This is a genomic window from Ruegeria sp. D1(2025) (genome assembly GCF_056536425.1).
In genome coordinates this window covers 523,436-537,415 of sequence record NZ_JBQFPO010000001.1, presented here as the reverse complement: position 1 = coordinate 537,415, position 13,980 = coordinate 523,436, and the positions used below count along the sequence as shown (strand labels likewise).

Sequence of the window (13,980 nt, the reverse complement as noted above, 5' to 3'; positions counted from 1 at the left end):
CCGCTCAGGAGTTCCCGGGCCTGCCCGGGGACCATAGCCTTTGGCCCGACAGTTCCGAGCTTGTTCGCACAGTCTGACCCGAGATGGAAAGGCTGCCGGTCTGTCGCAGAATCCCAGCATCGATGATTTGGCATCCCCCGCTCAACGACAGTTCAAAAGCAGACACGATGATCTGGTTGGATTTGCATTCATCAAACAGTTGAACCGCCTTTTTGCCGGACAGATGTACCAGTTCAGTGCCTTTCAGGTCATATCGGGCGATTTTTTTATCCGTCTGCGGCCACCTTCCGGCTGCAAGCACCTGATCAACACCGTCACCGTCATTCTCAAGCCAGACCGACGCGACAAAGCCGCTTCCTTTCGCCTTGCTCAGCGCCCGACCGTTCTCGGTCATCACACCAACCAACGCGCCGGAATCGGCGATAAGAACCTCGGGGCGATGCCCCTGCCCCCACAACAGAAAAGCCATGGCAACGGGCACCACACCGGCCCATCTCGCCTTGCCATGCCACAGAGATAACCACAAAGCACCCAGCGCAAACACCGGCAGCACAAAGTCTGGTGGGCTGGCGACAAAGCCCTGCGCGCCTTCCAGCCCTGACACCCATTCGGAAACGCCCAAAATCCAACGCAGGCCGACTCCCATGACGCTTAACGCCAATGCTTCCAGCCCAAAGGGTGACAGCAAGGCCGCAACCACGGCCGATGGCACCACGATTGTTCCCATCACAGGTACGGACAAAACGTTCGCCAGCAACCCGTAGTGCGACATAGTGTTGAAATGCGCCGCGCCGATCGGGGCAGTTGCCAAGCCTGCAATTGCAGATGACAAGAGGACTCCTGCAACCGGTCTAAGCCATTTGGGACAGGGGAGCGGGCCAAAATCTCGCAATGCACCAAACACAACAACCAGGGCTGTAGTGGCAGCAAATGACATCTGAAAGCCCGGGCTCAGCAAAGATTCCGGGCGCAGAACCAATACTGCTAATGCGGCTACCGCTACTGTGCGCAGAGAGATCGCTCGCCGGTCGATCAGCACGGCCCCAAGCATAACACTAACCATGATAAAGGCTCTTTCCGTGGCGACATTTCCGCCGGAAAGCAGCAGGTAGATCACCGCAGCGAACAGAGCGCACAGCGCTGCCAGTTTTCGAACTGGTGCGCGCAACGCCAATGGTGGAACCGCAGAAAGCCCGATACGGCAAACCACATAAACGAACCCGGTCAGCAGCCCCATATGCAGGCCGGAAATCGCCAGAAGATGCGCCAGATTCGAGGCCCGCAGGCTTTCAAGCGTGGATTGTCCCATACCGCTGCGGTCCCCGGTTGTAACGGCAGCGGCAAATCCTCCGACCTCACCGGGCAGGACTGAACGGACCTTGCTCGAAATCGCGGCACGCCAGGACGCGATCCAAATATGGCCATCACCTACAGTCGCCGCTTCGGTGGTAAGTACTGGAACGCGCGTGTACCCAACGGCCCCCAGGCGCTGGAACCATGCATGTCGGCGGAAATCGAACCCGCCAGGTTCCACCGGACCCTGGGGTGGCGAAAGATGAGCCGTTGTCATAATCCGTTGCCCCGGAACCAAAGGCCCCACGCTACCGTGCAACGAAAGCCGGATGCGCCGGGGCCTGCTGTTCACGGGTAGATCCCCTAGTCGTACCCGGTCCAGCGTGACCCGCAGCGCATCCGACGCAGAGCGATCCAGGGCCACGACCCGCCCCTCGACCGGGCCGTAGTAACGCCACGACAGGACCGGCTCTGCCACCATTTGGGAACGCGCGCCAGCAAGAATGAACCCGCCAGCGATCAGCGCACCCCCCAATGCCAACGCCGCCCAGCCGGACCGCAACCGAACCCCGAGGATCCCGATTGCCAAGCCAATTCCAGCCACCCAAACATACAGCTCCCGGTCCGGCTCGAACCGCAAACTGAAGTACAGGCCAATGCCTGCGGCCAGACAAACCGGAGACCAGTGGAACAAGGACCCACTCTGGTTCCGCAGCGCGACCTCAATCCGTGCAAGAACGCGCATGGTTGCCCCCGTCCTTCGGGCTCGTTAGACAGGCGCCAAACTAAACCCGACACGGTTACCAAAAGGTTAATCAACACAATGTCCGATCAGGTCGTCACCCGTTTTGCCCCTTCCCCCACCGGTTTTTTGCATATCGGTGGCGCGCGGACCGCGCTGTTCAACTGGCTGTATGCGCGGGGACGTGACGGTAAGTTCCTGCTGCGGATCGAGGATACCGACCGTGAACGTTCGACCCCGGAAGCAACAGAAGCCATCCTGCAGGGCATGGCCTGGCTGGGTCTGGATCATGACGGGGATGTGATCAGCCAGTTCGAGGGCGCGGACCGCCACGCCGAAGTTGCGCTGCAATTGCTGGCCGAAGGAAAGGCTTACAAGTGTTTCTCGACACAGGACGAGATCGCCGCCTTCCGCGAACAGGCCCGGGCCGAGGGAAAATCGACCCTGTTCCGCAGCCCCTGGCGCGACGCCGACCCGGCCTCGCACCCCGACGCGCCTTATGTGATCCGCATCAAGGCCCCGCAGGAAGGCAGCACCGTAATCCGCGATCAGGTTCAGGGCGACGTGACCATTCGCAACGACCAGTTGGACGACATGGTTCTGCTGCGCTCGGACGGCACCCCCGTCTATATGTTGGCCGTCGTGGTCGATGATCATGACATGGGCGTGACCCACGTCATTCGTGGCGACGACCATCTTAATAACGCTGCCCGCCAGATGATGATCTATCAGGCGATGGGCTGGGATGTCCCGGTCTGGGCCCACATCCCGCTGATTCACGGGCCTGACGGCAAGAAACTCAGCAAACGCCATGGCGCATTGGGGGCACAGGAATACCAGGCAATGGGTTATCCTGCCGCCGGAATGCGCAATTATCTGGCGCGTCTGGGCTGGAGCCATGGGGATGATGAGTTCTTCACCGATGCACAGGCCAAGGCGTGGTTCGACCTGGACGGTATCGGCAAAAGCCCGGCCCGTTTCGATCTGAAAAAGCTGGAAAACCTGTGCGGCCAGCACGTCGCGATTTCGGACGATGCTGCACTGCGGCAAGAAATCGAAGCCTACCTGGCCGCCGCCGGCGAACCCGCTCTCAGCGCGACACAAAGTGGTGATCTCGAGCGTGCGATGTATTGCCTCAAGGATCGGGCACGGACTTTCCCCGAACTGCTTGAAAAAGCACATTTTGTGCTGACGTCGCGCCCCATCGAACCCGATGAGAAAGCGGCAAAAGCTCTTTCATCTGTATCCGATGGTATACTGAGAGAATTGACGCCGCACGTGCAAAATGTTAGCTGGACGCGAAGCGAGCTGGAGGACGCCCTGAATTCGTTTGCTGAATCTCAGGGGCTCAAGTTCGGCAAGCTGGCTGGTCCCTTGCGGGCAGTGCTGGCGGGTCGGGCTGTAACGCCTTCGGTTTTTGACATGATGCTTGTGCTGGGACGGGATGAGACCCTGGCGCGGCTTTCTGATGCAGCGAAATAAACCCAATCTTCATATTCGGGTAACGCTGCTCGGCTAACACCCGGTCTGTACGCCTGCGTACAGCCGTCGCCGCAAGGTCGGACTGTGATCCGGCCAGCGCTTGATTGAGGAAGGGACAAAGATGACCGACAGCAAAAAAACAGCCACTCTGAACGTCCATGGCAAGGATTATGAGTTGCCGGTTCATTCGCCGACCGCCGGGCCCGACGTCATCGACATCCGCAAACTGTACAGCGAGGCGGGTGTCTTTACCTATGATCCTGGATTCACTTCGACCGCGAGTTGCGACAGCACGATCACCTATATTGACGGCGAAAAGGGTGAGTTGCTGCATCGGGGCTATCCGATCGACCAACTGGCAGAGAAGTCGCATTTCCTCGAAGTCTGCTATCTGCTGCTTTATGGGGAACTGCCGGTCGCAAAGGATCTGGAGAAGTTCGAAACCACAATCACGCGCCACACCATGCTGCATGAGCAGATGCAGTATTTCTACCGTGGCTTCCGCCGGGACGCACATCCAATGGCGATCATGGTGGGCGTTGTTGGTGCAATGTCGGCGTTTTACCACGATTCCACGGACATTTCGGACCCACACCAGCGTGAAGTCGCGTCGCACCGTCTGATCGCCAAGATGCCGACAATTGCCGCCTGGGCGTTCAAGTACCACATCGGCCAACCCTTCGTTTACCCGCGCAATGATCTTGATTATGCGTCCAACTTCCTGAGCATGTGCTTTGCAGTGCCGGCAGAAGAATATGAAGTAAACCCGATCCTGAGCCGAGCAATGGACCGGATTTTGACGCTGCACGCAGATCACGAGCAGAACGCCTCGACCTCGACTGTGCGCCTGGCTTCGTCCTCGGGCGCGAACCCGTTTGCCTGTATCGCAGCGGGTGTTGCATGCCTTTGGGGTCCTGCGCATGGCGGCGCCAACCAGGCCTGTCTTGAGATGCTGGAAGAGATCGGCAGCGTGGATCGTATTCCGGAGTACATCGCTCGCGCCAAGGACAAGAACGACCCGTTCCGCCTGATGGGCTTTGGCCACCGCGTCTACAAGAACTTTGACCCCCGCGCCAAGGTGATGAAGCAATCGGCGGACGAGGTTCTGGACCTGCTGGGTATCGAAGACAACCCAAAACTGCAGGTTGCAAAGGCGTTGGAAAAGCAGGCGCTGGATGACCCGTATTTCGCCGAGAAGAAGCTGTTCCCGAATGTCGACTTTTACTCGGGCATCATTCTTGAAGCGATGGGTTTCCCGACTTCGATGTTCACCCCGATCTTTGCGCTGTCCCGCACCGTTGGCTGGGTCAGCCAGTGGAAAGAGATGATCGCCGATCCTCAGAACAAGATCGGGCGTCCGCGCCAGCTGTATCTGGGCGAAACAATGCGCGACTATGTGGATATCGAAAACCGCTGATCGCAGCTGACTATTTTTGCAGAACGCCCCGGCCTGCCCGGGGCGTTTTTCGTTAGAACAGGCTAAGTTGGTCCCCAGCCTGAGGCGGCCGTTCAAACAGGTCACACCGCAAAGGCGCTGTCCGGGTACTCAGTTGCAATCGTTTGGTCGCCAGCCTGAAGCGTTTGGCGATGATCTGCGCATATTCACCTTCGCCGCGCATTCTGTGACCCCAACGCGGGTCGTATTCACGCCCGCCATGCATGTCCCGCAACAATGACATGATCTTGTTCGCCCGTGCCGGCTCATGCTCCAACAGCCATTCGCGCCAAAGCTCCGAGACTTCCCGTGGCAGGCGCAGCATGATCCAGCTGGCGGACTCGGCCCCGGCCTCCTTCCCGGCCTCAAGCAGGCTTTCGAGCTCGTGGTCCGTCAGCCCGGGCACGACCGGTGAGGTCATGACACGAACCGGGACCCCTGCCCCAGCCAACTGCCGGATCATCCGCAGGCGGCGCTGTGGCGATGGTGCACGAGGCTCAAGCCTGCGGGACAGTTGCGCATCCAGCGTCGTCAAAGAAACCCCGACGCACGCCAATCCGCGTTCAGCCATGGGCGCCAGAATATCCAGATCTCGTTCTATCAGCGCACCCTTGGTGACAACCGCGACCGGATGCTGGAAGTCCTTGAGAACGGACAGGCACGACCTTGTAATCAAACGGGTTTTCTCGACCGGCTGATAGGGATCGGTATTCGTACCGATTGCTATTGGCGCAACCCGGTAGCTTTTGGATGACATCTCGCGCCGCAGGATTTCGGCGGCGTTGGGGCGCGCAATCAGACGGGTTTCAAAATCCAAGCCCGGCGACAATCCCAGGTAGGCATGAGTCGGGCGAGCAAAACAATACACGCACCCATGTTCGCACCCACGATAAGGGTTAACCGATCTGTCGAACGAAAGATCCGGCGACCGGTTATAGGTGATCAGGCTACGGGCGGATTCATCTCGCAACTCCGTGCGTACGGGCGGAAGATCTTCTTCAATGTCCCAACCGTCATCGCAGGCAATGGTTTGCAACCGTTCAAACCGCCCCGTTGCGTTTGTCGCGACACCTCTGCCACGAATGTTAGGTTGCTGCATCCCGTTGTTCTCTTTTTGTTCCATTGCAATTTAGATGCAGCTTTTCCCCGACACAAGCATCGATTTCCGCCAAATTATCGCCGCGCTACAGCGATGGAATCCAGAGTCAGGCCATAGGTCCGTGGCTTTGCCATAATCTGAATGAGTTGCAGGATCATTCTGCAAATTATTCATTCGGGCGGGTCAATAATTTAACCTATAAGTCGGTCCCGGAACGGCCGACGTCGCAATCGTCACAGTCGAACTGCGGCAAAATGGTCAAAACGGGAAAAACGCCACCACGGGCCAAGGGTCCGCACAGCTCAGGGAAATGCCCCATGTCCGATGAGGAAGACATCGTCCTGTCCGAACTGAATGACGACGAACTTGTCGAACAGATGTTCGACGATCTTTATGACGGCCTGAAAGAAGAAATCGAAGAAGGTGTGAACATCCTGCTGGAACGCGGATGGACCCCTTACGACATTCTGACCAAAGCGCTGGTCGGCGGCATGACCATCGTTGGCCATGACTTCCGTGACGGCATCCTGTTCGTTCCCGAAGTACTGCTGGCTGCAAACGCGATGAAGGGTGGCATGGCGATCCTGAAGCCGCTGCTGGCCGAAACCGGTGCCCCACGCGTGGGCAAGATGGTGATCGGAACCGTCAAGGGCGACATCCACGACATCGGCAAAAACCTCGTGTCGATGATGATGGAAGGTGCCGGTTTTGACGTGGTCGACATCGGCATCAACAACCCGGTCGAAAACTACCTGGAAGCGCTGGAATCGGAAGAGCCGGACATTCTGGGCATGTCGGCCCTTCTGACCACCACAATGCCTTACATGAAGGTGGTGATCGACACCCTGGTCGAACAGGGCGTTCGCGATGACTATATTGTTCTGGTAGGCGGCGCGCCCCTAAACGAAGAGTTCGGCAAAGCGATTGGCGCAGACGCCTATTGCCGCGATGCGGCCGTGGCTGTGGAAACCGCCAAGGACTTTGTGTCGCGCAAGCACAATCAAATGGCGGGCTGACAAGCTCAGGACTGAGTTCATTAAGCCGCCCGCCACCGGGCGGCTTTTTTGTTCGCCCGGTCGCAATTCTCGCCGTGTTGCCAATCGATTTCGCGACAGGGCTTGCCACATGGATGGATCGCGCCTTTTCTGATCAAAGGACTGCCCGGGAGGCAACACAATGCAACAGGACCGTCTACCTGACGATGCCAGCCTTACAACCGAAGGCTATTCCGACGATGAAAAGCAGGGGCGCATCCTTTTGCTGGCTTGCGGCGCGCTGGCACGTGAAATTCTGGATCTGAAAAAGCGTAACGGCTGGGATCACATGGCGCTGACCTGCCTGCCTGCCATCCTGCACATCCACCCCGATCGCATCACTCAGGCCGTTGAGGACGCCGTCGCCAAACATCGCGACAATTATGACCAGATCTTTGTTGTCTACGCCGATTGCGGAACCGGAGGGCTGTTGCAAAAGGCGTGCGCCGAACTGGGCGTCGAAATGGTTCAGGGACCGCATTGCTATTCCTTCTTCGAAGGAAACACCCGGTTCGAGGCGCGCGGCGAGGATGAAACCACGGCTTTCTATCTGACCGACTTTCTGGCCCGCCAGTTCGATGCGTTCATTTGGAAACCTTTGGGCCTCGACCGGCACCCTGAACTGCGCGACATGTATTTCGGCAACTACACCAAGCTGGTGTACCAGGCACAAACCGACGACCCCGATCTGACCGCTCGCGCGCGCGACTGCGCCGACCGGATGGGCCTGGAATTCGAGCGGCGGTTTACCGGCTACGGAGATCTCGAAACCACCCTGGCAGACTGGGCAGCCCGGTCTTCTTCTGTCTGAAAATACCTTGGGGTGTGCGCGACTGGCCGCTCGCCAGTCCCGATCAAGCGTTTTCCCGCGCTACATCGCGAATCCGTTCGATCATCGAACGCAGGCCGTTGGACCGTTGCGCTGACAAATGATCGTTCAGACCCAATCTCGCCAGTTCCCCGCCGGCGTCCACCATCGGCACGTCACGCACTGGCAACCCATTGTACAACGACCGCAACACCGCAATCAGGCCGCGCACGATCAGCGCATCGCTGTCGCCATCAAAACGAAACACACCGTTGTCGATCATCGGATGCAGCCAGACCTGGCTGGCGCATCCATGAACCTTTGTGGCCGGAACCTTCAGCGCATCGTCCAGAGGTTCCATCGCCTTGCCCTGATCGATGACATGACGATACCGGTCTTCCCAGTCCTCAAGGAACTCGAAATCCTCGACGATCTCTTCAAAGGCAGGCGTTGCCATGTTGCCGCGGTCCTTTTGTTACCTTCACTTTTTTGACCTATGCCGAGCATGCGCGTCTGTCCAGTCCCAGTCCGGCTTTTCAAAGCATGGAAATTGCGCTAACCCATTGTCGGAACTACTGCTCAGGGCTTTGAGACCATGAAAAAAACACTCACCTTTCTAATGGTCGCATCGTTGACCCTGTCTGCCTGCAATAGCTGGCGCGATTCTCGGGCGAACCCTTCGAACTGGTTTGGTCCGGGCACGCCCCCACCGGAGGAAGTTCCGGTCGACGAAGCCAATGCGCTTATCCCGAAGCAACGCACCGGAACCGGCCTGTTTTCCCGCCCCGAAGAAGCGGATATGAGCGTCCTGCTGGCAAGGATCGATGAACTGAGGATCGATCCAACACCCTCGGGCGCAATTGTCTATGCATCCGGCACGGCAATACGCCAGGGCGCCTTCAATGCGCGTCTGGTTCCTGTTGTTAGTGAAGAGAACTCGAAAAACGGCGTTCTGGAATTTGGCTTTCGGGTAAATTACCCAAAAGCCCAGACGCGTCAGGGCTCCGAGCGGTCCCGGATGGTTTCGGACGCGATCAATGTCAGCCTGCAGGATCTGCAATCCATCCGTCTGGTGCGGGTGGTCGGCCAGCAGAACACGTTGGAATCGCGGCGGCGCTGATCGGCGTCAGAGGGAAACGACCTTCACGACCTGCCCTTTGGCGGCCAGGGCGATCTTGCCCTCACACAGTTTCAGGGCGTCTTCACCGAACACCTCAAACCGCCAACCCGACATGGCTGGCAGTTCACGTTCGCCCGCTGCGATCTGATCCAGCTCGGAACTGGTTGCAATAAGTTTGGCCGCCACACCCGAACTTTCGGTTTTTGACTTTAGCAGAACGCGCAGCAAGTCAGATAGCGCCGGGTTGACCTTGAGGTTGTCGCGCGCCTTGTCGACCAGCGGTAGATCCGACGAAGGGCAATTCACACCTGTTTCAACCGCTGCCAGAATCCCGTTGGCAATTGCGCCTTTGCGCGCCTCGCGCAGCAACAAACGTGAACCGCCCAGATCTGATGCCGTTTTCGGTTTGGTCGATGCCAGCTCGATCAATGCGTCATCCTTGAACACGCGGCTGCGTGGCACATTGTTTTCCTGCGCGTATGCCTCGCGAAACTTGGCAAGCTCACGCACGACAGCCAGAAATCTTGCCGAATTCGTGCGCGTTTTGACACGCTTCCAAGCTTCCTCAGGCCGCATTTCATAAGTGCCAGCCTCGGTCAGGGTGCGCAGTTCTTCGGCCACCCAATGGCTGCGGCGTGTTTTTTCCAGCTCAGCCGCCAGATGTTCGTAAATCTGACGCAGGTGGGTCACGTCCGCCAGCGCATAGGTCTTTTGCGCATCGGTCAGCGGGCGCCGTGACCAATCCGTAAAGCGAGAAGTCTTGTCGACGCCCTGTCGGCAAATCTTGCGCACAAGCGTCTCATAGCCGACCTGTTCGCCAAATCCGCAGACCATTGCGGCCACCTGCGTATCGAACAGGGGTTTTGGGAAGACACCCGCCTCGACCCAGAAAATCTCCAGATCCTGACGCGCAGCGTGGAACACCTTGACGATGTCCTCATTCCGAAACAGGTCGAAAAGCGGTTCAAGCGACAGCCCATCCGCCAGTGGGTCCACCAGAACGGCGCTGTCTTCGTCGTTGGAAGGGACGGCAAGCTGAACCAGGCAGAGTTTCGAATAATAGGTACGCTCGCGCAGAAACTCGGTGTCCACGGTGACATAAGGGAAGTCCGCCGCGGCCTTGCAGAATGCGGCCAGCTCTTGCGTCGTTGTCAGGGTTTTCATTCGCCGTACTGTTCTTGCTCTTGTTCTTTCAACTGCCCGTTTTTGACCTCGTCCCGAGCCTTTGAGCAAACCATAGGCAGAATAACAGCCGCGTGTAAATCACCCACAGCGGATCACGGCAGCAGAACTGGCGACCTGTTGCCTTCTGCATACCTTCTCAGCACGGCAGGATACAGTTTGTGTTCCCAGGCCAGCACGCGCTCCGCCAAAGATTCCGGCGTATCGCCTGCTTCGACCCTGACTCGCGCCTGTCCCAGGATCGGCCCGTCATCCAGCGCGGCGGTGACTTCGTGCACCGAGCATCCATGCTCTGCGTCGCCCGCCGCGATGGCCCGGGCATGCGTATCCAGACCTTTGTACTTGGGCAGCAGAGAGGGGTGGATATTCAGCATCCTGCCCTGAAACTGGGAAACGAAATCGCCGGTCAGCACCCGCATGAATCCGGCGAGGCACACAATATCCGGCTGTGCTTCCTGCAAGGGTTTCAACAGTTCGGCTTCGAAAGCGGCGCGATCACCGTTGAACGGGCGGTGATCCACCACAGCGGTCGGAATGCCCCGATTTGCAGCCTTCTGCAATCCGCCGGCCCGCGCGTTATTGGCCAGAACCAGACAGGGTCGCGCCGGATGTTCGCCGGTCATACTGTCAACCAACGACACCATGTTCGATCCGCCACCGGAAATCAGGATGGCGACGCGCTTATGGCTCACAGCAATTTACCGGAATAGGACACACCGGGCTGATCGGTAACGGTGCCAATGCGGGAAACGGTTTCTCCGGCCTCGGTCAACAGGTTTGCCAATTCATCAGCACGGTCAGCGGCGCAGACAATGATCATGCCGATGCCGCAGTTGAAAGTCTTCAGCATCTCGGCCTCGGCAATACCGCCGACCTGAGCCATCCAGCCAAAGACCGGGGGCAGTGTCCACGAACTCAAATCGATTTCGGCACCCAGATCGTCGGGCAGAACCCGAGGCAGGTTTTCGGTCAGACCGCCGCCGGTAATATGGGCCAGCGCATGTACGCCCCCGGCCCGGATCGCCTGCAGTGCTTGTTTCACATAAAGCCGTGTCGGGGTCAGCAATCCCTCGCCCAACGATCCGTCACCAAACGGAGAATCTGCATCCCAGCCCAGGCCCGACATCTCGACCAGTTTGCGCACCAGCGAATACCCGTTGGAATGCACCCCATTGGAGGCCAGTCCCAGCAGAACATCGCCTTGCTGCACACCTGCCGGCAGATGCGCACCGCGTTCCATGGCACCGACCGAGAAGCCGGCCAGATCGAAATCTCCTTCCGGGTACATGCCCGGCATTTCCGCCGTCTCACCACCGATCAGGGCACAGCCGGACTGAACGCAACCTTCAGCAATACCTTCGATGATCCGGGCGGCCGTATCGGTATCCAGCTTGCCGGTCGCAAAGTAGTCCAGGAAAAACAGCGGCTCGGCCCCCTGACAGATCAGGTCGTTGACGCACATGGCGACAAGATCGATGCCCACGCCGTCGACAACGCCAGTATCAATGGCAATCCGCAGTTTCGTTCCAACTCCGTCCGTCGCACCGACCAGGATCGGATCGGTGTATCCCGCGTCTTTCAGATCAAACAAGGCGCCAAACCCGCCCAGGCCGCTCATCACTCCGGAACGGTTGGTCCGCTTGGCCGCAGGTTTAATGCGGTCCACCAATGCGTTTCCCGCATCAATATCGACACCTGCGTCAGCATAGGTGATTCCGTTCTTGCCCGCTGTCATGGCCAACCCTTCCTGAATGCTATTCGCGCGGGTTATTCGATTGCGCCGCGCGTTGCAACGGTCAGGCGCAACAGGTGTGTCACTGGACGCCGCCGGATGCCGTGAACGCCAAGAATTTCAGATTGAGCACCGAACACTCTTGGCGTGCCGATAACATTGCTGTACGTAGCGCGTGTTCCTGGGGGATTAGCTCAATTGGTTAGAGCAGAGCGCTCATAACGCTTTGGTTGGGGGTTCAAGTCCCTCATCCCCTAGGAGAGTGGATTTCCCCATATTACGTTCAGGCACTGTTCGGGTGTTAGTTGGACAAGGAACAATAGATCCGATTCGCGGTAAAGAATCATAACCTTAGCCAGTTGTGGCAAACCTTGCGCTGCGAGAGGGTGAATACCGGAAAAGTGGTGAGCCGTGCAGGACTCGAACCTGCTGCCTCCAAATTAGGAATTTGGCGCTCTATCCAGATGAGCTAACGGCCCTTGCCTCCCAAAGTAATTCGGGGAATGCCCGGACAATGTCAACGGTGTAACGCTTTTGCATTACCGACGGCCGGCCAAGGCACTCAATTTGCTTTCAGCCGAAATATGAAACGAAGACCGAAAAGGCAAAGGTTACTGGGTATTCTTCCCATAGAGCGCAGTTTCAAGATACCGGTCCGGAAGCCCTCCGCAATCGTAGCCGCGATTCGCGCCGGAACTGCCGTTACCGTCCAATAATGATATCCGCACACAGTCCGCCCAGTCGGCTGCTTTCGGCCAGCCGCAAAACGCCGCCGTGCGCGCGGGCTATGTCGGCCACAATCGCCAGCCCCAATCCCACGCCGCTGCCCTTGTTTTGATTCCGGGACGGATCAAGCCGGGTGAAGGGCTTGACCGCCTCGGTGCGCTGTTCCGCAGGGATGCCGGGTCCGTCATCTTCGACCCTGACCCGCAACGACTTCTGCGTCAGGGTCAGACTGACCTCTGCCCTGTCGCCATAGCGAACCGCATTACCGATCAGGTTTTCAACGGCGCGCCGAAATGCCGTCGAGCGCAACATGACGGTTCCTCCGCCTTCGACTGAAACCAGTTCAACCGCTAGCCCGGCGCGTTGTGCGTCGTCCACAATCTGCCGTAAAAGGATTTCCGGGTTCACTTCTTCCGGTGCGCCTTCGGCAGCACCCCGCGAAAACTCCAGAAATGCATCCAGCAGCGATTGCATCTCGTCTACATCCTGCAACAGGGGCGCTGCTTCATCCTCGGGCAACATCGACAGACCCAGTTTCAGACGCGTCAACGGCGTTCTCAGGTCGTGGCTGACCCCCGACAACATCAGGGTACGTTGTTCCATCTGACGTTCGATCCGCGCGCGCATGTCCAGAAAGGCGCTTCCTGCCGCGCGGACTTCGGTGGCGCCTCCGGGTGAATACGGCACGACCCTGCCCCGCCCGAAGGCCTGGGCCGCGTTTGCCAGCCGGGTGATCGGTCGCAGCTGATTGCGCATGTACAGAAACGATATCGTTGTCATCACTATGGCGAAGAACACCATCGTCACAATCAACTGATGCGGCGTTGTAGGTGACAGGCGGCGACGGTCGAATGTCAGTTGTAGCAGTCCCAGGTCCGTATCCAGGTACAGCCGGGCTTCGTGACCGCTGGGAAGGGCCACAGCCGTCAGATTCGGAATCAACGTTCGCAATTCCGCTTCCACCTGAGGCGCGATGAAATCGTACCAGCGCCGCGTGCCGACATCGGGCTGTTCGTTCAGGTCAAGAAACCGAAGCTGCATTTCGAGCGTGGCCAGTTCGGGCCGTATCGCAGCCAACACCTGCTGCTGCGTTTCCGCGTGTTCAACGGCCTCGGTCACCAGCATAACTTCGCGCGACGTCGCGCGCGTCATCTGCGCGGTGACATCCTCCAGGTGTTTTTGCAGAAACGCGATTCCCACCACCAGCAGCAGGACAGCCACCGGCAGAACAATTATCAGGGCAGCCCGGGCGTACAGGCTGCGCGGCATATATGGTTTGAGCCAATGCGTTGACATGCGCTAAACCTAGCGAGCCGCACCGGCAAGA

At 58.4% G+C, this 13,980-nt stretch carries 12 protein-coding genes and 2 tRNA genes; 6 read left to right on the top strand and 8 right to left on the bottom strand.

Going from position 1 to position 13,980, the window contains the following annotated elements:
• Nucleotides 1-4: 4 nt before the first annotated feature.
• A complete protein-coding gene (locus ACR1XU_RS02770; RefSeq protein WP_480905529.1) occupies nt 5-2,038 on the bottom strand; it encodes a ComEC/Rec2 family competence protein in 2,034 nt (677 codons plus the stop codon).
• 78 nt (nt 2,039-2,116) lie between these two features.
• Here ACR1XU_RS02770 and gltX point away from each other — a divergent pair, with 78 nt between their 5' ends.
• A complete protein-coding gene (gene gltX, locus ACR1XU_RS02765) occupies nt 2,117-3,517 on the top strand; it encodes a glutamate--tRNA ligase (RefSeq protein WP_480905526.1) in 1,401 nt (466 codons plus the stop codon).
• Nucleotides 3,518-3,638: 121 nt separating this feature from the next.
• Nucleotides 3,639-4,934 (top strand): citrate synthase, encoded by a 1,296-nt coding sequence (gltA, locus tag ACR1XU_RS02760; protein ID WP_170614921.1) that lies wholly within the window; start codon nt 3,639-3,641, stop codon nt 4,932-4,934.
• A 52-nt stretch (nt 4,935-4,986) separates the two neighbouring features.
• Here the strand turns inward: gltA and ACR1XU_RS02755 are convergent, their stop codons facing one another.
• A complete protein-coding gene (locus ACR1XU_RS02755; protein WP_480905523.1) occupies nt 4,987-6,051 on the bottom strand; it encodes a PA0069 family radical SAM protein in 1,065 nt (354 codons plus the stop codon).
• Between the two features lie 317 nt (nt 6,052-6,368).
• Here ACR1XU_RS02755 and ACR1XU_RS02750 point away from each other — a divergent pair, with 317 nt between their 5' ends.
• Entirely contained in the window at nt 6,369-7,067 is a 699-nt protein-coding gene (locus ACR1XU_RS02750; protein WP_170614919.1) for a corrinoid protein, read from the top strand.
• Between the two features lie 160 nt (nt 7,068-7,227).
• Nucleotides 7,228-7,896 (top strand): DUF1638 domain-containing protein, encoded by a 669-nt coding sequence (locus ACR1XU_RS02745; protein WP_480905521.1) that lies wholly within the window; start codon nt 7,228-7,230, stop codon nt 7,894-7,896.
• A 43-nt stretch (nt 7,897-7,939) separates the two neighbouring features.
• Here ACR1XU_RS02745 and ACR1XU_RS02740 read toward each other — a convergent pair whose 3' ends face one another.
• Nucleotides 7,940-8,350, bottom strand: a complete 411-nt coding sequence (locus ACR1XU_RS02740; protein WP_480905518.1) for a SufE family protein — start codon at nt 8,348-8,350, stop codon at nt 7,940-7,942.
• Nucleotides 8,351-8,488: 138 nt separating this feature from the next.
• On the opposite strand from ACR1XU_RS02740, the gene ACR1XU_RS02735 reads away from it, so the two are divergent.
• Entirely contained in the window at nt 8,489-9,013 is a 525-nt protein-coding gene (locus ACR1XU_RS02735; RefSeq protein ID WP_480905515.1) for a hypothetical protein, read from the top strand.
• Nucleotides 9,014-9,019: 6 nt separating this feature from the next.
• Here ACR1XU_RS02735 and rnd read toward each other — a convergent pair whose 3' ends face one another.
• From rnd to purM, 3 genes are all read right to left on the bottom strand, one after another.
• Entirely contained in the window at nt 9,020-10,177 is a 1,158-nt protein-coding gene (rnd, locus tag ACR1XU_RS02730) for a ribonuclease D (RefSeq protein WP_170677296.1), read from the bottom strand.
• 113 nt (nt 10,178-10,290) lie between these two features.
• Nucleotides 10,291-10,887 (bottom strand): phosphoribosylglycinamide formyltransferase, encoded by a 597-nt coding sequence (purN, locus tag ACR1XU_RS02725; protein ID WP_480905512.1) that lies wholly within the window; start codon nt 10,885-10,887, stop codon nt 10,291-10,293.
• A complete protein-coding gene (purM, locus tag ACR1XU_RS02720; protein WP_480905509.1) occupies nt 10,884-11,930 on the bottom strand; it encodes a phosphoribosylformylglycinamidine cyclo-ligase in 1,047 nt (348 codons plus the stop codon). The genes purN and purM overlap by 4 nt, the downstream gene beginning before the upstream one ends.
• A 180-nt stretch (nt 11,931-12,110) precedes the next feature.
• Between purM and ACR1XU_RS02715 the strand changes: the two genes are divergently transcribed.
• A tRNA-Met gene (locus ACR1XU_RS02715) sits at nt 12,111-12,184 on the top strand.
• A 145-nt stretch (nt 12,185-12,329) separates the two neighbouring features.
• Here the strand turns inward: ACR1XU_RS02715 and ACR1XU_RS02710 are convergent.
• Nucleotides 12,330-12,406 (bottom strand) — tRNA-Arg (locus ACR1XU_RS02710).
• Nucleotides 12,407-12,629: 223 nt separating this feature from the next.
• Nucleotides 12,630-13,949: an ATP-binding protein gene (locus ACR1XU_RS02705; RefSeq protein WP_480905506.1), complete on the bottom strand. Its 1,320-nt coding sequence runs from the start codon at nt 13,947-13,949 to the stop codon at nt 12,630-12,632.
• Between the last annotated feature and the right edge of the window lie 31 nt (nt 13,950-13,980).